This window comes from Enterococcus sp. DIV0174 (assembly GCF_050529065.1).
Taxonomy (GTDB): Bacteria; Bacillota; Bacilli; order Lactobacillales; family Enterococcaceae; genus Enterococcus_B; species Enterococcus_B thailandicus.
The window spans coordinates 37,336-57,816 of the sequence record NZ_CP172881.1 but is presented as its reverse complement, the minus strand read 5'-3'; the positions used below and the strand labels follow the sequence as shown (position 1 = coordinate 57,816).

At 38.5% G+C, this 20,481-nt stretch carries 22 protein-coding genes; 3 read left to right on the top strand and 19 right to left on the bottom strand.

Annotation, left to right across the window (positions count from 1 at the left end; translation table 11 throughout):
- Window positions 1-32: 32 nt before the first annotated feature.
- The 9 genes from rplB to rpsL form a co-directional block, all read right to left on the bottom strand.
- A complete protein-coding gene (gene rplB / locus IGJ93_RS00280; RefSeq protein WP_067483545.1) occupies window positions 33-866 on the bottom strand; it encodes a 50S ribosomal protein L2 in 834 nt (277 codons plus the stop codon).
- 40 nt (window positions 867-906) lie between these two features.
- Complete coding sequence (gene rplW, locus IGJ93_RS00275; RefSeq protein ID WP_067483546.1) at window positions 907-1,197, bottom strand: 50S ribosomal protein L23; 291 nt, start codon at window positions 1,195-1,197, stop codon at window positions 907-909.
- Window positions 1,197-1,820, bottom strand: a complete 624-nt coding sequence (rplD, locus tag IGJ93_RS00270; RefSeq protein ID WP_067483547.1) for a 50S ribosomal protein L4 — start codon at window positions 1,818-1,820, stop codon at window positions 1,197-1,199. Before rplD ends, rplW begins: the two co-directional genes overlap by 1 nt.
- A gap of 27 nt (window positions 1,821-1,847) precedes the next feature.
- Complete coding sequence (rplC, locus tag IGJ93_RS00265) at window positions 1,848-2,477, bottom strand: 50S ribosomal protein L3 (protein ID WP_067483548.1); 630 nt, start codon at window positions 2,475-2,477, stop codon at window positions 1,848-1,850.
- A 26-nt stretch (window positions 2,478-2,503) separates the two neighbouring features.
- On the bottom strand, window positions 2,504-2,812 hold the full coding sequence (gene rpsJ / locus IGJ93_RS00260) for a 30S ribosomal protein S10 (protein WP_005880808.1): 309 nt from the start codon (window positions 2,810-2,812) through the stop codon (window positions 2,504-2,506).
- 335 nt (window positions 2,813-3,147) lie between these two features.
- Window positions 3,148-4,335 (bottom strand): elongation factor Tu, encoded by a 1,188-nt coding sequence (tuf, locus tag IGJ93_RS00255; RefSeq protein WP_067483550.1) that lies wholly within the window; start codon window positions 4,333-4,335, stop codon window positions 3,148-3,150.
- A 172-nt stretch (window positions 4,336-4,507) separates the two neighbouring features.
- Entirely contained in the window at window positions 4,508-6,595 is a 2,088-nt protein-coding gene (fusA, locus tag IGJ93_RS00250; RefSeq protein ID WP_067483552.1) for an elongation factor G, read from the bottom strand.
- A gap of 90 nt (window positions 6,596-6,685) precedes the next feature.
- Window positions 6,686-7,156 carry a 30S ribosomal protein S7 gene (gene rpsG / locus IGJ93_RS00245; RefSeq protein ID WP_067483554.1) on the bottom strand — a complete coding sequence of 157 codons (471 nt, stop codon included), beginning with the start codon at window positions 7,154-7,156 and terminating at the stop codon, window positions 6,686-6,688.
- A gap of 92 nt (window positions 7,157-7,248) precedes the next feature.
- Complete coding sequence (rpsL, locus tag IGJ93_RS00240; protein ID WP_002294318.1) at window positions 7,249-7,662, bottom strand: 30S ribosomal protein S12; 414 nt, start codon at window positions 7,660-7,662, stop codon at window positions 7,249-7,251.
- 310 nt (window positions 7,663-7,972) lie between these two features.
- Between rpsL and rpiA the strand changes: the two genes are divergently transcribed.
- The 3 genes from rpiA (at window position 7,973) to gpmA (ending at window position 10,204) form a co-directional block, all read left to right on the top strand.
- On the top strand, window positions 7,973-8,662 hold the full coding sequence (gene rpiA / locus IGJ93_RS00235; protein WP_086270533.1) for a ribose-5-phosphate isomerase RpiA: 690 nt from the start codon (window positions 7,973-7,975) through the stop codon (window positions 8,660-8,662).
- A 117-nt stretch (window positions 8,663-8,779) separates the two neighbouring features.
- A complete protein-coding gene (locus IGJ93_RS00230) occupies window positions 8,780-9,361 on the top strand; it encodes a recombinase family protein (RefSeq protein ID WP_067483558.1) in 582 nt (193 codons plus the stop codon).
- Between the two features lie 156 nt (window positions 9,362-9,517).
- A complete protein-coding gene (gene gpmA, locus IGJ93_RS00225; protein ID WP_067483560.1) occupies window positions 9,518-10,204 on the top strand; it encodes a 2,3-diphosphoglycerate-dependent phosphoglycerate mutase in 687 nt (228 codons plus the stop codon).
- Window positions 10,205-10,262: 58 nt separating this feature from the next.
- Here gpmA and IGJ93_RS00220 read toward each other — a convergent pair whose 3' ends face one another.
- The 10 genes from IGJ93_RS00220 to deoC all read right to left on the bottom strand — a co-directional run bounded on the left by IGJ93_RS00220 (window position 10,263) and on the right by deoC (window position 20,468).
- A complete protein-coding gene (locus tag IGJ93_RS00220; RefSeq protein ID WP_075491927.1) occupies window positions 10,263-11,447 on the bottom strand; it encodes an iron-containing alcohol dehydrogenase in 1,185 nt (394 codons plus the stop codon).
- 75 nt (window positions 11,448-11,522) lie between these two features.
- Window positions 11,523-12,230 (bottom strand): purine-nucleoside phosphorylase, encoded by a 708-nt coding sequence (gene deoD / locus IGJ93_RS00215; protein ID WP_095803337.1) that lies wholly within the window; start codon window positions 12,228-12,230, stop codon window positions 11,523-11,525.
- A gap of 38 nt (window positions 12,231-12,268) precedes the next feature.
- A complete protein-coding gene (locus tag IGJ93_RS00210) occupies window positions 12,269-13,087 on the bottom strand; it encodes a purine-nucleoside phosphorylase (RefSeq protein ID WP_067483566.1) in 819 nt (272 codons plus the stop codon).
- Window positions 13,088-13,121: 34 nt separating this feature from the next.
- Window positions 13,122-14,288, bottom strand: a complete 1,167-nt coding sequence (gene deoB / locus IGJ93_RS00205; protein WP_067483569.1) for a phosphopentomutase — start codon at window positions 14,286-14,288, stop codon at window positions 13,122-13,124.
- A gap of 102 nt (window positions 14,289-14,390) precedes the next feature.
- Window positions 14,391-15,347 carry an ABC transporter permease gene (locus IGJ93_RS00200; RefSeq protein WP_067483571.1) on the bottom strand — a complete coding sequence of 319 codons (957 nt, stop codon included), beginning with the start codon at window positions 15,345-15,347 and terminating at the stop codon, window positions 14,391-14,393.
- A complete protein-coding gene (locus tag IGJ93_RS00195; protein WP_067483573.1) occupies window positions 15,347-16,480 on the bottom strand; it encodes an ABC transporter permease in 1,134 nt (377 codons plus the stop codon). The genes IGJ93_RS00200 and IGJ93_RS00195 overlap by 1 nt, the downstream gene beginning before the upstream one ends.
- Window positions 16,473-18,035, bottom strand: coding sequence for an ABC transporter ATP-binding protein (locus IGJ93_RS00190; protein WP_067483575.1), 1,563 nt, complete (start codon window positions 18,033-18,035; stop codon window positions 16,473-16,475). Before IGJ93_RS00190 ends, IGJ93_RS00195 begins: the two co-directional genes overlap by 8 nt.
- 214 nt (window positions 18,036-18,249) lie before the next feature.
- Window positions 18,250-19,341: a BMP family lipoprotein gene (locus IGJ93_RS00185; protein WP_067483707.1), complete on the bottom strand. Its 1,092-nt coding sequence runs from the start codon at window positions 19,339-19,341 to the stop codon at window positions 18,250-18,252.
- Window positions 19,342-19,402: 61 nt separating this feature from the next.
- Window positions 19,403-19,804, bottom strand: coding sequence for a cytidine deaminase (locus IGJ93_RS00180; protein WP_067483577.1), 402 nt, complete (start codon window positions 19,802-19,804; stop codon window positions 19,403-19,405).
- 1 nt (window position 19,805) lies between these two features.
- Window positions 19,806-20,468, bottom strand: coding sequence for a deoxyribose-phosphate aldolase (gene deoC, locus IGJ93_RS00175; RefSeq protein WP_071868759.1), 663 nt, complete (start codon window positions 20,466-20,468; stop codon window positions 19,806-19,808).
- Window positions 20,469-20,481: the final 13 nt, after the last annotated feature.

Here is a 20,481-nt window from a genome sequence, read left to right as displayed (position 1 = left end):
CTCTCAAAATGTGCGACACATGGTCAAAGAAATTATTTAGTCTTGCGACGACGTACGATAAGTTTATCTGATTGGGCTTTCTTGTTACGAGTTTTGTAACCAAGAGCTGGTTGACCCCAAGGAGAAACTGGTGCTTTACGTCCGATCGGAGCTTTACCTTCACCACCACCGTGTGGGTGATCGTTAGGGTTCATTACGCTACCACGTACTGTTGGGCGTTTACGCATCCAACGAGAGCGTCCAGCTTTACCGATGTTAATAAGTTCATGTTGTTCATTACCTACAGAACCGATTGTTGCACGGCATGCAGCTAAAATCATACGAACTTCACCAGAGTTTAAGCGGATCAATACGTATTTGCCTTCTTTACCAAGTACTTGAGCACTTGTACCAGCAGAACGAATCAATTGTCCACCTTTACCAGGTTTCATTTCGATGTTATGGATAACAGTACCAACTGGAATGTTTGCTAAAGGAAGAGCATTCCCAACTTTGATATCTGCATCTGGACCTGAAACAAGTTTCATTCCAACTTGTAGTCCTTTTGGTGCTAAGATGTAAGCTTTCACTCCATCTTCGTAGTGTACTAACGCGATATTTGCTGAACGGTTTGGATCATATTCGATCGTTTGAACAGTAGCAACAACGTTATCTTTGTTACGTTTGAAGTCGATTACGCGGTATTGACGTTTGTGTCCGCCGCCTTGATGACGTACAGTGATGCGACCGTTGTTATTACGACCAGCATGGTTTTTCAATGGTTGTAACAATGTTTTTTCAGGTGTTGATGTTGTGATTTCAGCAAAATCAGAACCTGTCATGTTACGACGACCATTTGAGGTAGGTTTGTACTTTTTAATCGCCACGTTTTTCCCTCCTATTTATAATAAGTTTTCAAGATAGTGCTTATTCAGCAGCTTCGAATAATTGAATTTCTTTTGAATCTTCTGTTAATGTAACAATCGCTTTGCGACGTTTTTTAGTGTATCCCGCATGTTTGCCCATACGCTTGAATTTCGCACGAACGTTCACGATGTTCACGTTTTTGACTTTAACGTCAAAAGCAGCTTCAACCGCTTGTTTTACTAAAGTTTTGTTTACGCGAGTGTCAACTTCGAAAGTATACTTTTTATCATCCATAGCAAGCATAGATTTTTCAGTGATCACTGGGCGTTTAATTACGTCTAGTAAGTTCATTATGCAAGCACCTCCTCAATTTGAGTAAGAGCAGTTTGTGTTGCTAATACTTTCACGTTAGAAACAACGTCTAGAACACTAACATTATCAGAAGTTACTACAGAAACGTTTGATAAGTTACGTGCAGATAAAGCAGCGAACTCATTGCCAGTTTCTAAAACTACTAATACTTTAGCGTCTACAGATAAGTTAGCAAGAACTTCTTTAAATTCTTTTGTTTTTGGTGCGTCAAAGCTTAATGCGTCAACAACAACCAAGTTATTTGAAGCAACTTTTTCTGATAAAACAGATTTCATTGCTAAACGACGAACTTTTTTAGGAAGTTTGTAGCTGTAAGAACGTGGTGTTGGTCCGAAAACTACGCCACCTCCACGCCATTGTGGTGAGCGGATAGATCCTTGACGAGCACGACCTGTTCCTTTTTGACGCCATGGTTTACGTCCACCGCCGCGAACAGCACTACGATTTTTAACCGCATGTGTTCCTTGTCTTAATGAAGCACGTTGCATAACGATTGCATCGTAAACAACACTTTCATTAGGTTCGATTCCGAAAATTTCTTCGTTAAGTGTGATTTCACCGTTTTGGCTACCATCTTGTTTGAATAATGCTACATTCGGCATTCCTTAGTTCCTCCTTTCTTCCTACTATTATTTAGCTTTCACAGCTGATTTGATAGTGATTAGTGATTTTTTAGCTCCAGGAACGTTTCCTTTAATTAAGATTACGTTTCTTTCTGCATCAACGCGTACAACTTCCAAGTTTTGGATTGTCACGCGGTTGCCACCCATACGGCCAGCAAGACGTTTATTTTTGAATACACGGTTAGGTGCAACTGGACCCATTGACCCAGGACGACGATGGTAACGAGAACCGTGAGCCATTGGTCCGCGGCTTTGGCCGTGACGTTTGATAACCCCTTGGAATCCTTTACCTTTCGTAGTACCTGTTACATCAATAATGTCTCCTGCTTGGAAAACATCTACTGTAACTTCTTTTCCTACTTCATATTCTCCTAGCTCAACATTTTTGAATTCACGAATGAAGCGCTTAGGAGCCGTGTTTGCTTTTGCAACATGACCTTTCGCAGGTTTGTTTGATAAAACTTCACGCATATCTTGGTAACCAACTTGAATAGCTTCGTAGCCATCAGTTTCCATTGTTTTCACTTGTAGCACTACGTTTGGAGTAGCTTCTACAACAGTTACTGGAATTAATTCACCAGATTCAGTGAAGATTTGTGTCATTCCCACTTTTTTCCCTAAGATTCCTTTGGTCATGAGTACACCTCCATTAATTTAGTTTTTTATAGTTTGATTTCGATGTTTACACCAGATGGTAAGTCTAGCTTCATCAAAGCATCAACAGTTTTTGGTGTTGGGTTCACAATGTCAATTAGACGTTTGTGAGTACGCATTTCGAATTGTTCGCGAGAATCTTTGTATTTATGAGTCGCACGAATAACAGTGTAAAGACTACGTTCTGTTGGTAATGGAATTGGACCAGATACACTAGCTCCAGTTCTTTTTGCAGTTTCTACAATTTTATCCGCTGATTGATCTAAAATACGGTGTTCATACGCTTTTAAACGGATACGAATTTTTTGTTTTGCCATCTTGTTCCCTCCTTCGCCTATTTTGAAAAGTAGACATAGCTCCACGAAAATTTCCGTCACGCTCGTTCGTGGCAAAGCGTCCGGGCGTGTCGCAACCTCTCGTTTCTTAGCCGACAAGAATCAAATTGATTCCGTCTGTGCAATTCACCAAGGTAAACGCACCTTTGTAATTATAGTATATTCAAACACACAACGCAAGGCTTTTTCTTTGGAAATTCAATTTATTTTCATATTTTTTCATAAAGAAAAGAAAAAGCTCGAAACAATCACTAAATAATGATTGCTTCGAGCTTTTAGGTCCGAATATAATGTTGCATTAATTAGGCTTAAAAAAATTAAGCTTTGATTTCAGTAACGACACCGGCACCAACTGTACGTCCGCCTTCACGGATTGAGAATTTAGTACCGTTTTCGATAGCGATTGGGTGAATTAATTCAACTTCCATAGTTACGTTGTCGCCAGGCATAACCATTTCAGTTCCTTCTGGCAATTCAACAACACCAGTTACGTCTGTTGTACGGAAGTAGAATTGTGGACGGTAGTTAGTGAAGAATGGAGTATGACGTCCACCTTCTTCTTTAGTCAACACATATACTTCTGCAGAGAATTTTGTATGAGGTGTAATTGTACCTGGTTTAGCTAAAACTTGACCACGTTGGATATCGTCACGTGAAACACCACGTAATAATGCACCAATGTTATCGCCTGCTTCAGCGTAATCCAATAATTTACGGAACATTTCAACACCAGTTACAGTTGTTTTTGAAGTTTCTTCAGCAATACCAACAACTTCAACTTCGTCCCCAACGCGAACTTGTCCACGTTCAACACGACCAGTTGCAACAGTACCACGACCAGTAATTGAGAATACATCTTCAACTGGCATCATGAATGGTTTGTCGTTTTCACGTTCTGGAGTTGGGATATATTCGTCAACTGCAGCCATTAATTCAAGGATTTTTTCTTCGTATGAAGCGTCGCCTTCTAGAGCTTTTAAAGCTGAACCAGCAACAACAGGAACATCATCACCAGGGAATTCGTATTCTGTTAATAAGTCACGAACTTCCATTTCAACTAATTCTAATAATTCTTCGTCGTCAACCATGTCAACTTTGTTCAAGAATACAACGATGTAAGGAACACCAACTTGACGTGACAATAGGATGTGTTCACGAGTTTGAGGCATAGGGCCATCAGCAGCAGAAACTACTAAGATAGCTCCATCCATTTGAGCAGCACCAGTGATCATGTTTTTAACGTAGTCCGCGTGTCCTGGGCAGTCAACGTGAGCGTAGTGACGTGCGTCAGTTTCATACTCAACGTGAGCTGTTGAAATAGTGATTCCGCGTTCGCGTTCTTCTGGAGCACCATCGATTTGATCGTAAGCCATAGCTTGGCCGCCGTTTTTCTTAGATAGTACAGTTGTGATTGCAGCTGTTAATGTAGTTTTACCATGGTCAACGTGGCCAATAGTACCAATGTTAACGTGTGGTTTAGAACGGTCAAATTTTTCTTTTGCCATTTTAAAATGTCCTCCCAAAATACAATATAATTTTTTATTTATCTGATAGGAACATGATGTACTAAACGTACATCACATGCCCATATCATCGATAGCTATTTTACACGAAACTATATTAAAAATATAGTCTCTTTAGATAATCTCTTTACGTGATTATCAAGTTTTTAAGAAATTATTCAGCTTTTCCGCCGTTTTTCTTAATGATTTCTTCTTGAACTGATTTCGGTACATCTTCGTAGTGATCAAATGTCATAGTAAATGTACCACGACCTTGAGTAGCTGAACGAAGAGTTGTAGCATAACCAAACATTTCAGCAAGAGGGACCATAGCACGAACAACTTGTTGTCCGCCAGCGCGAGCTTCCATACCTTCAACGCGACCACGACGTGCAGTAACGTGTCCCATAACATCACCTAAGTAATCTTCTGGAATAACTACTTCAACACCCATGATTGGTTCAAGGATAACTGGATTAGCTTTCTTAGCTGCCGCACGCAATGCCATAGAAGCAGCAACACGGAAGGCAGTTTCATTTGAATCGACATCATGGTATGAACCATCGTAAAGTTTTGCTTTGATATCAACTAATGGATATCCAGCTAAGACACCATTTTCCATAGCATCTTTCAAACCTGTTTCAACAGCTGGGATATATTCACGAGGAACAACCCCACCAACGATTGCATTTTCAAATTCAAAGCCGCCGCCTTCTTCGTTTGGAGTAAATTCAACCCATACGTGACCGTATTGACCTTTACCACCAGACTGACGTACAAACTTACCTTCGGCTTGAGTGCCAGAACGGAAAGTTTCACGGTAAGATACTTGAGGAGCACCTACGTTAGCTTCAACTTTAAATTCGCGACGCATACGGTCTACGATAATGTCTAAGTGAAGTTCACCCATACCAGCGATAATAGTTTCGCCTGTTTCCACGTTTGTTTCAGCGCGGAAAGTAGGATCTTCTTCAGATAGTTTTTGAAGAGCAACACCCATTTTATCTTGGTCAGCTTTTGATTTAGGTTCAATAGCGACTTGGATAACTGGTTCTGGGAATTCCATTGATTCAAGAATTACTAAATTCTTTTCATCACAAAGAGTGTCCCCAGTTGTTGTATCTTTCAAACCAACAGCAGCAGCGATATCTCCAGCGTAAACTTCAGAGATTTCTGAACGTGAGTTAGCATGCATCTGTAAGATACGACCAACACGTTCGCGTTTGCCTTTTGTTGCGTTTTGTACGTATGAACCTGATTTCAAGACACCAGAGTACACACGGAAGAAAGTTAGACGACCTACGAATGGGTCAGTCATAACTTTAAATGCTAATGCTGAGAAAGGAGCTTCATCGTCTGCAGGACGTAAAACTTCTTCGTCAGTTTTAGGATCAATCCCTTTAATAGCAGGAATATCTAATGGTGATGGTAAGTAGTCAAGAACAGCGTCCAATAATAATTGAACCCCTTTGTTCTTAAATGCTGAACCACATAATACTGGGTAGAAGTCTACGCCAAGTGTTGCGCGACGAATACCTTCTTTTAACTCAGCTTCAGTGATTTCTTCACCTTCTAAGTATTTTAAAGTAAGTTCTTCATCAGTTTCAGCAACTGCTTCAACCAATTTTTCACGCCATTCTTCAGCTAATTCACGATATTCTTCTGGAATTTCTCGTTCTTCAATTTCAGTACCTAAATCATTTGTATAGATTTCAGCCTTCATTGTTACAAGGTCAATAATTCCTGTGAAGTCATCTTCAGCACCAATTGGTAATTGAATTGGGTGAGCATTTGCTTGCAAGCGGTCATGTAAAGTTGATACTGAGTATAAGAAGTCAGCACCAATTTTATCCATTTTGTTTGCAAATACAATACGAGGTACACCATAAGTTGTAGCCTGACGCCAAACTGTTTCAGTTTGAGGTTCTACACCTGATTGTGCATCAAGGACTGTAACAGCACCATCAAGTACACGCAATGAACGTTCAACTTCAACAGTGAAGTCTACGTGTCCTGGTGTGTCGATGATGTTGATTCGGTGACCCTTCCATTGTGCAGTTGTTGCAGCAGAAGTGATCGTAATTCCACGTTCTTGTTCTTGTTCCATCCAGTCCATTTGTGAAGCTCCTTCATGAGTTTCACCAATTTTATGGATTTTACCAGTATAGTACAAGATACGTTCAGTAGCAGTTGTTTTACCAGCATCAATATGGGCCATGATACCGATATTACGAGTATTATCTAAAGAAAATTCTCTGGTCATTCTCCTTGTTTCTCCTCTCTTTACTATCTAGTTGCTAAAAATAAGGATATCTTCTGAGGTCGGCACAAAGCCGACCAAACAGAGAGAATCTTACCAGCGGTAGTGAGCAAACGCACGGTTAGCATCTGCCATTTTATGAGTGTCTTCACGTTTTTTAACAGAAGCACCTGTGTTGTTTGCAGCGTCCATGATTTCTTTAGCTAGACGTTCTTCCATTGTGTGTTCACCGCGCAAACGAGCGTAGTTTACTACCCAACGAAGACCTAGAGTTGTACGACGTTCAGGGCGAACTTCAACTGGTACTTGATAGTTTGAACCCCCAACACGACGTGCTTTAACTTCAAGAACAGGCATTACATTTTTCATTGCTTGTTCAAACACTTCTAATGGATCGTTACCTGTAGATTCTTTGATTAAATCAAAGGCATTATAGATAATGTTAGCTGCAATCCCGCGTTTTCCATCAACCATTACACGGTTGATTAAGCGAGTTACTAATTTTGAGTTATAAATAGGATCTGGTAAAACATCACGTTTTGCAACAGGACCTTTACGTGGCATCCGTAACTCCTCCTTCCGAAATATAGTTCTTAGTATTTACTCCTTTTATATAGAAGTAAAGTTTAATTGTTTGTTTGACTAATTAATTAAAATTAAGCTTTAGGTTTCTTAGTACCGTATTTAGAACGGCTTTGTTTACGATCGTTAACACCAGCAGTATCTAGTGCACCACGAACGATGTGGTAACGTACCCCTGGTAAGTCTTTTACACGTCCACCGCGTAATAATACAACGCTATGTTCTTGTAAATTATGACCAATCCCTGGGATATAAGCAGTAACTTCAATCAAGTTTGACAAACGAACACGAGCATATTTACGCAAAGCTGAGTTCGGTTTTTTAGGTGTCATAGTTCCCACACGAGTTGCTACCCCACGTTTTTGAGGAGAGTTCACGTTAGTTTGAGTTTTCTTAAAGCTGTTATATCCTTTGTTCAAAGCAGGTGAATTTGATTTTTCCACCTTTGATTTACGAGGTTTACGTACTAATTGGTTAATTGTAGGCATTCCTTGTTTCCTCCTTCCCTCATTCGCATCTAGTTCCACACATCCAGGTGGTTCTTTTTTTGCGATAAAAAATAAATGCAATGTCTGCATCTTTATCAAATATGCTTTGATAAACAGTCAGCACGTCTCTTTACAGAGACCTGTAGATAAAGCACCTTCGTTAGAATAGCACGAATGAAAACCCATGTCAACTTGTTCCATATTTTTTTTGAAAATCATTCAAATTGGTACCAAAGAAAGGTATCTTTTTACTAAAATAAACGCTAAAATAAGCAGGAAAGCTCAAACTCAAAAAAGGGGAAAAGCAAACATGAATCTAAAACAACAAGCTGGTATCGAAGCCGCAAAATTTGTCAAAGATGGTATGATCGTTGGTCTTGGAACAGGATCTACTGCTTACTATATGGTAGAAGAACTTGGTCGTCGTATGCGAGAAGAAGGCTTAAATATCATAGGTGTAACAACATCAAACGCTACGAAAGAACAAGCTGAGAAACTTGGCATTCCATTAAAGAGTATTGATGATGTTGTTGAGGTTGACTTAACAATTGATGGCGCAGATGAAATTAGTACTGATTTCCAAGGGATTAAAGGTGGAGGTGCAGCCTTACTATTCGAAAAAATCGTTGCTACTTATTCAAAAGAAACGATTTGGATCGTTGATGAATCAAAATTAGTCGAAAACCTTGGTGATTTCCCTCTTCCTGTTGAAGTTATCCCTTATGGTTCGCAACAACTATTACGTCTATTTGCAGCAAAAGATTTTCATCCAGTTTTACGAAAAACAGCTGATGGTGAAACACTTAAAACTGATAGTGGTCATTTCATTATTGATTTACACCTTCAAACTATTGAACAACCAGAAATACTTGCTGACTACTTAGATAATCTCGTTGGTGTTGTTGAGCATGGCTTATTCTTGAATCTTGTTTCAAAAGTAGTTGTCGGATCCGAAAATGGTGTGAAAATTTTGGATACACCACATGCCCCTAAAGCATAGTATTTTCAGATAAAGCTTCTAGATAAAATCCACTAAAATACTATCTTTTTAGTGGGCTTTATGCTAAATTTTTACTATTGTATTCTGTTTAAAATTCACCGCTAGAAAGGAATCATCATGAAAATTATTGGTTATGCACGCACAACCATAAACGATGTTGATTTAACAACTCAGGTTGAACAACTATCTACCTTTGGTTGTCAGGAAATTTTCCATGAAACGTACGAAGCAAAAGATGCTGAGACAATGATCAAATTACAATCCGTCATTGAACAAATGCAACAAGGAGATACTCTTGTCATTTGCCAACTTCATCGTCTTGGCAAATCAACAAGACAATTAACGGAATTTACAAAACTTTTTAACGATCGTGGGCTCCATTTAGTAAGTATCGCTGAAGAAATCGATACTCGTAAACCAATGGGCAAGGTTTACTTTCAATTAATGGAAGGTCTAGCTACGATGGAATGCTCATTGATTAAAGAACGCACTTTAATTGGCTTGAATGAAGCACGTAAAAAAGGGAAAATTGGCGGCCGTCCTAAAATTGATGCCAAAACCATCAAAAAAATTCGTCGCCTTTATTATGAGAAGAAAGAAACAATTCAATTTATTTCATCAAAATGTGGTGTTTCAGTTGGAACTTGCTATAAATATATAAATCTTCCAGAAAAAGATATTGAGCAATTATATAATTAATTAAAAATAAGTAATCTTTCCGAAGATTACTTATTTTTTTGTGTATCTGAATTCAATCTTCTATCATTTTCAATGGAAATCTTTTCAAAAAAATTGTACAATAAACAAGAACTGAAATTTTCAGAAATAAATACATTTTAAAAAGGAGCACACAACATGCCAAAATTAGTTTTTTCTCGTCACGGTCTTAGTGAATGGAACGCTTTAAACCAATTTACTGGTTGGGCTGATGTAAACTTAGCACCAGAAGGTATCGAAGAAGCAAAAGAAGGCGGACGCAAAATCAAAGAAGCTGGAATCGAATTTGATATTGCTTACACTTCTGTTTTAACTCGTGCCATCAAAACTTGTAACCTTATCTTAGAATACTCAGATCAACTTTGGGTACCTCAAGTAAAATCATGGCGCTTAAACGAACGTCATTATGGTAAATTACAAGGCTTGAACAAAAAAGAAACTGCTGAAAAATATGGTGATGAACAAGTTCATATTTGGCGCCGTTCTTACGACACTCTTCCTCCATTATTGGACGAAACTGACGAAGGTTCAGCTGCAAATGAACGTCGTTACGCTATGTTAGACAAACGCGATATTCCTGGTGGCGAAAACTTAAAAGTTACTTTGGAACGTGCTTTACCATTCTGGCAAGATCATATTGCTCCAGCATTACTAGACGACAAAACTGTTTTAGTAGCTGCACATGGTAACTCATTACGCGCTTTAGCAAAACATATCGAAGGAATCTCTGACGAAGACATTATGGATCTTGAAATTCCAACAGGTCAACCACTTGTTTATGAATTGAATGATGATCTAACTGTTGCTAAAAAATACTACTTATAATTTTCATTGATTATAAGCAAAAAAAGGAGTGGCGATAAAATCGCCACTCCTTTTTTACTTATAAATAATTAGATTCTGTCAAACACTCGCGCAAAATTTTTTCGACTGCTTGTTCATCCAATGGAACATACGCATCTGTAGCAATTTGACTGTGCTTAACAGCTTGTTCTGCCATCAAAGAAAATTTGGTTTCATCAATCCCTACCTCAGGCAAAGTCATAGGTATGCCGCATGCTTTAAAGTAATCATATGTTTTTTGAATTCCTTCTTTTGCAGCAAGATGATTTACTGACTCTTGAATTCCCCACACGTTACGAGCAAATTGTGCAAATTTTTCTTCAGTTTCTTCATTCAATGCATAATTCATCCAGCGTGGCGTCAAAATAGCCAAGCCAACGCCATGCGTAATATCATAAAATGCACTTAATTCATGTTCAATTGGATGGCAGGACCACGCACCCGTCTTTCCACTACCAGTTAATCCATTTAGAGCTAAGGTACTAGCCCACATTAAGTTTGCTCGTGCATCATAATCATCTGGATACTTCAATGCAATTGGGCAATTTTTAATGACTGTTCTAAAAATTCCTTCTGCAACGAAATCTTGAATATCTGTTCCAGCGGTCCGCTTAAAATAATTTTCAGTTAGATGACTGAAAATATCTGCTGAGCCTGCCGCCGTTTGATTCTTTGGTACAGTGAATGTCGTTGTTGGATCAAGAAATGAAACTTTGGGTAACATTTCCCAACCACCTAGACCTAGTTTTTGATTTGTTTTGGGATTTGAAATGACCGCTCCTCGATTCATTTCGCTTCCGGTTGCCGCAAGTGTTAAAACTGTTACTAATGGTAATACTTTCCCGACGTTTGCTTTTTTGATGACTAAATCCCATGGATCTCCCTCATAGAAAACGCCAGCACCAATCACTTTAGCGCAATCAATTGTTGAACCTCCGCCGACTGGAAGAATTACATCAATTTGATTTTCATGACAAAGAGCAATCCCTTTTCTAACTGTTTCAATACGAGGATTTGGTTCTACCCCACTTAGTTCTGTCACATTGAAATCATGTTCTTGCAGACGACTCATAATATTTTGATAAACACCATTTTTTTTAATACTTCCTCCACCATAAACAAGTAAAATATTTTTTCCAAACTGATATAAGACCTCTGGTAATTCGTCCCAACGATCTTTACCAAAACGAATATCTGTTGCTACATCAAAGCGAAAGTTTTCCATTTTTCTTTTCCTCCTTACCTATTAAAAAAGCCTGGAACCAACATTAATAATAGTCGTTCCAAGCTTTTTCTACAATTATTTTGCGATTGCTGTCTCTAAACCGACTTCAATCATTTCATTAAACGTTGTTTGACGTTCTTGTGCCGTTGTTTCTTCTCCAGTAATCAAATGATCACTAACTGTCATAATTCCTAACGTTTGCACTTTATATTTTGCACCCAAATAGTAAAGTGCTGCAGCTTCCATCTCAACACCCAAAACACCAAGTTCAGCTAGCTTTAGTGTTTCAGTTAAATCATCTTTATAAAAGGTATCTTCTGACAAAACATTTCCTACATGAGTCGTGTACCCTTTTCCTTTAGCAAATTCGTAAGCTTTTAATAGTAAATCGAAATCACCAATTGGTGGAAAATGGAATTGATGAAAATTCTTTTCAATCATAGATGAACTTGTTGCTGCACCTTGAGCAATCACTAAATCTCTCACATGAACATCTTTTGATAACGCACCACAAGTCCCAACGCGAATCAATTTTTTCACGCCATAAGAATTAATTAGTTCATGCGCATAAATAGTCGCTGAAGGCATCCCCATCCCTGTACCTTGTACAGAAACACGCTCACCTTTATATTCTCCTGTATAACCTAACATTCCACGAACTTGATTATAGCAAACCAGATTTTCTAAAAAAGTTTCTGCAATATATTTTGCACGTAGTGGGTCTCCTGGAAGTAAAATCTTATCGGCAATTTCGCCTTGTTTTGCTTCGATATGAACACTCATTTAGTTTATCTCTCCTTCATTTTCAACTACTACTCTTTTTATAATACTGCTAGGGTTTCTTTCACTAAAGCTTTAAATGATTGTTTAACACGTTCCGTTGTTTCCACTACTTCTTCGTGATTTAAATTTGCTTGCATTCCTGCCGCTAGGTTTGTGATACAAGAAATACCCAACACCTTTAATCCACCATGTGCCGCAACGATTACTTCCGGTACAGTCGACATTCCGACTGCATCAGCACCCATGACACGTGACATTTTAATTTCTGCTGGCGTTTCATAAGTTGGACCTGAATAACCCATGTAGACACCTTCTTTTAAGTCTAACCCTAACTTGTTAGCAACTTCTTTTGCAGATTCTCGATACGCAGGTGTGTAAGCTTGACTCATATCCGGGAAACGTGGGCCGATTTCATCTTCATTTGGTCCAATCAACGGATTAGTGCCTGTAAAATTAATATGATCACTGATCAACATCAAATCACCTGGTACAAAAGATTCATTTACGCCACCGCAAGCATTTGTTACGATCACTGAATGTGCACCAAGAGCGCCCATTACTCGGACTGGATAAGTAACTGTTTGCATGGAATGCCCTTCATAAAAATGAAAACGTCCTTGCATTGCTAAGACTTTTTTGCCTGATAATGTACCGTAAACTAGTTGTCCCGCATGTCCAACAACGGTTGAAACTGGGAAGAAAGGAATTTTGTCATATGGAATCTTAATTGCATCTTCAATTTCATCTGCCAACTCACCAAGACCTGAGCCAAGAATCATACCAAATTCAATTTCTTTTACTCCTTGATCAAGGATGAATTGAGTTGTTTCTTGTAACATTTCGCTTAATTTTTTCATTCTTTTTCTCCTAAGTTATGGTTTTTAGTAACTATTATTTCAGCAATTTCAAGAAGCTTTCACCATTTTCAGTTGCTGGTACTTCAAAGTTTTCAGCAATCGTTGCTGAGATATCTGCATAGTACCCTTGTGGTAAGCTTCCTTGTTCATTCATTTTTTTACTATAAGCCAATAATGGTACATATTCACGCGTATGATCTGTTCCTGGGAATGTTGGATCATTTCCGTGGTCTGCTGTGATCAACAATAAATCATCATCATTCATTGCATCAAGTAACTCCGGAATGCGTAAATCAAATTCTTCAATTGCATGTGCGTAACCAACAACATCACGACGATGACCAAATAAAGCATCAAAGTCTACTAAATTAGTAAAGCTTAGTCCGTTGAAATCCTGCTTCATCACATTTAATAGTTGATCTACACCATCCATATTACTTTTAGTACGGACAGATTGAGTGATTCCTTGGCCGTTGAAGATGTCATTAATTTTGCCAACAGCAATCACATCTTTACCAGCTTCTTTTAATGAGTCTAAAACTGTATGTCCAAATGGATCAAGAGCATAGTCATGACGGTTACTTGTTCGAGTGAAGTTTCCTGGTTCTCCAATATAAGGACGTGCGATAATTCTTCCAATCATGTATGGATCATCTTTCGTAATATCACGAACAAATTGGCAAATACGATACAACTCTTCCAAAGGAATAATTTCTTCATGTGCAGCAATTTGCAAAACAGGATCTGCAGACGTATAAACAATCAAGTCACCTGTCTTCATTTGATGTTCACCATAATCATCAATTACAGCTGTTCCGCTATAAGGTTTGTTACAAACAATTTTTCGTCCAGAGAATTCTTCAATTTGTTGTAATAATTCATCAGGAAATCCATTGGGAAATACCCGAAATGGTGTCTTGATATTCAAGCCCATAATTTCCCAGTGACCTGTCATCGTATCTTTACCAACAGAAACTTCTTCTAATTTTGTTGCATAGCCTTGATGATCTGTTACAGTCTTTACGCCTTCTAATGGGCGAATTGCACCTAAGCCTAAGTTTTCTAAGTGAGGAATTGTTAAACCTGCTTCTTTTGCAATATGACCTAGCGTATCTGATCCAACATCATTAAATTTGTCTGCATCAGGTGCTTCACCAATTCCGACTGAATCCATTACAATTAAGTGTACGCGTTTAAACATTTCGATTCCTTCTTTCTTTTCATCTTTTCTACTTTAAACTAAACAAAAAGGGCGAGACGAAGAAACACTTCCCATAGTCCCACCCTTTTTATTAACTAAAAATTATTTGGATTTGATATAGTTCTTCCCATTTGCTTTCGGACCAGATGCTTGTCCTAAGAAAACAACTAAGACGATAATTGTTAACAAGTAAGGTGCAATTTGTAATAACACTGGTGGAATGGAAGAAATCACTGGAAGCTGTGCTCCTATAATACTCAAACTTTGTGCAAAACCAAAGAATAATGATGCACCCATTACACCCAAAGGATTCCACTTACCAAAAATCATTGCTGCCATCGAAATGAAACCTTGGCCAACAATCGTTCCCGCAGAGAAATTACCTGAGATTGATTGAGCAAATACTGCACCACCCATACCGCCTAATAAACCTGAAAGCAAAACGCCTGAATAACGCATCGCATAAACATTGATGCCTAAAGTATCTGCAGCTTGTGGATTTTCTCCGACAGAACGCAGACGTAAACCAAATCTTGTTTTAAAAATGACAAACCAAGCAATTACAGCAATTAAAATAGCACAATAGGCTGGTAAGAATGTATTTTTAAAGAAAATTGGACCAATCACAGGAATTTTTGATAACCCAGGAAATGAGAAATAACCTAAGTTTCGTGTGATATTATCTGTTTGTCCTTTTCCATACCACGCTTTAACTAAGAACACACCTAACGCAGGTGCCATCAAGTTGATTACCGTACCACTAATAATGTGGTCTGCACGAAGACTAACTGTTGCCACTGCATGAAGTAATGAAAATAAAACACCAACTATCCCACCAACTAGAATGGCAATCCAAGGTGTCATCGCGCCTAAAGATGGACTCATCGTTAAATTGAATACGATTGAGCTGAAAGCGCCCATTACCATAATTCCTTCTAAACCAACGTTAACGATTCCGCTTCGTTCAGAAAATGTTCCACCTAACGATGTCAAAATCAAAGGTGTGGAATAAACTAATGTTGACGTAAGGATTAAAGCAATCAATTCTACAGCTGTCATTATAAATTCCCTCCTTCTTGATCTTGATGCGTTGATTTAGATTCAATTGTTTCAACTACAGCTACTTGTTTTTTACCTTGGAAAAATTTTGCCATAATAAAACGGATTAAGAAGTTAATACCAATAAAGAAGATAATCAATGCAATTGATACATTCACGATTTCAAATGGCACACCGGCACCTGTTTGCATTCCCAAACCACCGATTTTTAAAATACTGAATAAAATTGCTGACAACAACACACCAATTGCTGAACCAGAGCCCAGTAAAGATACTGCCATTCCGTCAAAGCCAATTGCTAAAGAAGTTGTTTGAACAAAAAAGTTTTGGTACGTTCCCAAACCTTCAACAACGCCCCCTAATCCTGCAAGTGTACCAGAAATAACCATTGATAAAACAATTGTTCGTTTGCTACTCATTCCTGCATATTCTGACGCAAAAGGATTTAGACCAACTGAACGAATTTCATATCCCAAAGTTGTCTTTTTCATAAGTAACCACACAAGGAACAAAGCAATTAGAGCTAAGAACAAACCAGCGTTTACCCGAGAACCGCCAAACATTTGGGTTAACCAAGGAACTCTTAATGAAGCATTTTGACTAATTAAATTGGATGAGTCTAAACTTGAACGATAACTTTCTGGCATCACATCATGTAAAGCATAAGTGCTTAAATACAATAAAATATAATTCATCATAATTGTGACGATTACTTCACTGGTTCCAAAGAACGCGCGTAATAATCCGGGAATTGCCGCAGCCATCGCCCCTGCCAAAGCACCTAAGATGACACAAGCTGGAAGCAAAATCACCTTCGGCAGATCTGGAAAGGCCAACGCAAACCACACACTAACAATCCAGCCACATAGCGCTTGTCCAGAAAGCCCGATATTAAAGAAACCCGCTGAATTCGCCACTGAAAATCCTAACGCTGTAAAAATGAGCGGTGTTGCTTGTCGTAAAGTTTCACCAATACTTCGTTGTGAACCTAGCGCAGCTTCCAACATAGAAGAGTATCCTTGAATTGGATTATATCCAAAAGCTGCCATTAATAATGCACCTAAAATTAATCCTAAAATTACTGAAAAAATAGGTACAAGTAAATTACGGAGTTTTTCGCTACGATCATTCATGTGCGCCACCCGCCTTTTCTAACTCTTTTCTTGCTTCTTCTAAAGAATAGCCCGCCATTAATAGACCTAATTCATTTTCAGATGTTTCTTTTGGATCAACAATTCCAACGATTTTACCTTGGTGAAGCACAGCAATTCGATCAGACACATTTAAAATTTCTTCTAATTCGAAACTAACTAACAATACTGCTTTGAACTTATCTCGTTGTTCGATCAAACGTTTATGGATAAATTCAATGGCTCCTACATCTAGTCCACGTGTTGGATTCGCAACAATCAATAAATCTGGGTCGCGATCAATTTCGCGTGCAATAATTGCTTTTTGTTGATTCCCACCAGATAGCGCCTTAGCTGGAACTAATTCATTCGTCGTACGAACATCATACTCATCAATCAATTCTCTCGCATGTTCATTGATAACTGAATAATTTAATAGTCCAACTTTGCTATAAGGAGATTGGTAATATGTTTGAAGAGCAATATTTTCAGATAACGTCATGTCTAGAACTAAACCATATTTATGGCGATCTTCTGGGACATGGCCGACGCCAGACTCCGTAATTTTTCTTGGACGTTTATTACTAATTTCTTCTCCCTTTAAGCGAATACTTCCACTTTCAACTTTTCGCAAGCCAGTTAATGCTTGAATCAACTCAGATTGACCATTGCCATCAATTCCTGCAATTCCTAAAACTTCTCCTGCACGAACTTCTAGATTTAAGCTTTTTACTGCTTCTAATCCACGATTTTCATTTACAACTAAATCTTCAATCGCTAGGACAACTTCTTGAGGGCGAGCTTCTTTTTTATCCGTTTTAAATGAAACCGTTCGGCCAACCATCATATCAGCAAGTTGCTGTGAACTAACATCTTTTACATTGACAGTTCCAATTCCTTGACCTCGTCTGATAACTGTACAGCGATCAGCTACGGCTTTAATCTCATCTAATTTATGGGTAATCAAAATAATAGATTTACCTTCTTTAACTAATTCTTTCATAATCAAAATTAGTTCATCAATTTCTTGTGGTGTCAAAACAGCTGTTGGTTCATCAAAAATCAAGACATCTGCACCACGATAAAGTGTTTTTAAAATCTCGACACGTTGTTCCATTCCAACAGAAATATCACGAACGTAAGCATCTGGATTAACTGACAGTCCATATTGTTCTGATACTTTTTGAATTTCTTCACGTGCTTTTTTGCGATCAACAATTCCCATCCGACTTGGCTCGCTACCTAAAATTATGTTTTCAGTAACAGTGAACGCATCAACTAACATAAAATGTTGGTGAACCATTCCAATCCCTAATTGGTTGGCTTTAGTTGGGCTTGTGATTTGAACCTTTTTCCCATGCATCAAAATTTCTCCTGATGTTGGCTCTAAAAGGCCAGATAAAACGTTCATTAATGTTGACTTGCCAGCACCGTTTTCTCCAAGTAACGCATGGATCTCCCCAGCTTTTACTTGCAAATTGATGTTGTCATTTGCTTTGAATGTTCCAAACTGCTTGGTAATATTCCGCATTTCGATGACAATATTTTCTTGAACCACATTTTTCACATCCTAACGATTTCTATCTAGGGCAACGATGAGTAAAGATTTCTGACTATCGGAAATCTGTCCTCGCAAATTGAAGTAAATTCACTTCAGGGGGTGTTCCCTTATTCAAACAGTCAAATTTTGACCACTTGAATAAACAAACAACTACTAAAAATTGAACCATAGCCCTGTCAAACAGTTGTCTAACAAGGCTATAGAAAAATTATTATTTGCTTTCTGGAACTTCAGGAACTTTTACATCGCCTGCAATGATTTTTTCTTTAGCAGCATCAACTGCTTTTTGTGCTTCATCAGAAAGTTGACCTTTTGTTAAGCCAACACCGTCTTCTTTCAAGCCATAAACAGTATGTTCTCCACCAGGGAAGTCACCATCTGCAGATTTTTGAGCTAAGTCTTCAACAACAGTGCCCACACCTTTAAGTGTAGATGTTAATGTGAAGTTTTTATCTTCGCCGTTTAATGTGTAGCCGCCTTCGTCTGATTGGTCACGGTCAACACCGATTACCCAAACTTTTTTGTCGCCAGATTCATTTAATGATTTTGCTTCTTGGAATACACCATTACCAGTTCCGCCTGAAGCATGGAAGATAATGTCTGCATTTTGTGCGTACATACCTTGTGCAATTGAACGACCTTTGTCTGGTGCAGAGAAATCACCAGCATATTGGTTTTTCACGTCAATTTTTTTACCTAATTCTTTCGCCCCTGCTTCAACACCGGCTGTAAATCCAGCATCAAAACGGTCGATAACTTCACCTTTTACTCCGCCAATGAAACCAACAACATTTGTTTCAGTTGTGTAAGCTGCAGCGATCCCTGCTAAGTAAGAAGCTTCGTTGTCTTTAAATGTTGCAGAAACTACGTTGTCTAAGCCATCAATAACATCATCGATAATAACAAAGTTTGTTTCAGGATTATTTGTTGCTTGTTCTTTAATGGCAGGTTGTAATTTATACCCAATTCCAAAGATTGTTTGGAATCCTGCTGTTAAAGCTTGGTCGATATTTGGAATATAATCTGATTCATTTGAAGATTGGAAATACTGGTAGCCATCGTTTCCACGTGAAAGCTTGTGTTCTTTACCCCAAGCTTCTAGACCTTCCCAAGCTGACTGGTTGAATGAACGGTCGTCGACACCGCCTGTATCTGTGATTAATGCTGCAGTTGTTCCTGCTGATGAGCTTCCACTTCCACCATCAGTTGAATCTGTTCCGCTATTGCCATTGCCACATGCAGTTAGAAGTAATCCAGCTGTTAATGCTACGGCACCCAAACCAAATAATTTTGCTTTTTTCATTTCTGTAAAGCCCCCTAAAATAATTGTTTTTTCAACAGTCAGCTGACTGAATGAACATAGGTTATAAATCTTTTTCTGTGAATGCATACGGTAGTAGTTCTCTAACCGTCATTGTCTTTGTCACACCATCATCGCCAACCAACGTGACTGGCATTTCTGGTGAGCAAAATTCTGCCATTACTTGTCGACAAGCCCCACATGGTGAAATTGGTTCTGGCGTGTGACCAGCAATAACCAAATGAGAAAATTGTTTTTCGCCTTCTGACACAGCTTTAAAAAATGCTGTTCGTTCAGCACAATTGGTTAATCCAAAAGAAGCATTCTCAATATTTACGCCTTGATACGTCTTTTCTGTATCTGTTACTAAACACGCACCAACTGGGAAATGTGAATATGGGACATATGCTTTTTCCAATGCTGTTACAGCAATGTCAATCCATTCTTGTTTTGCCACTTCACTCATTTTAGTATCCTTCGCCAACTGAGCCAGAGATAATAGCAACTCCAGCACTCGTACCAATTCGTGTTGCTCCTGCTTCAACCATTGCTACAGCTTCTTCTTCATTGTGGATACCACCAGAAGCTTTCACGCCCATTTCAGGACCAACAGTTGCGCGCATTAAACGTATATCTTCTACTTTAGCGCCACCAGTTGAAAACCCAGTCGATGTCTTAACAAAGTCTGCTCCTGCAATTTTTGCAAGTTCACAAGCTTTGACGATTTCTTCATTTGTTAACAGTGCTGTCTCAATAATTACTTTAACAAGTGCGCGATCTTTTGCCGCTTCGACTACTGCCTCAATATCTTGTTGAACTTTATTGAACTGTTTTGATTTCAATGCACCAATATTGATGACCATATCCACTTCGTCAGCACCATTATTGATTGCATCTGTCGTTTCATAGGCTTTAACAGCAGAAGTATTTGCTCCTAAAGGAAAGCCGATTACTGTACAGACTGCAACAGGTTCACCTTTTAACTGTTCTTTTGCTAATGAAACCCAAGTTGGATTGATACATACAGAATAAAAATGATATTTTTTTGCTTCTTCAATGATGCGTAACACATCTTCCTCTGTCGCATCTGCCTTTAAAATTGTGTGGTCAATCATTCGATTTAATTCCATTTTTTTCTTCCTT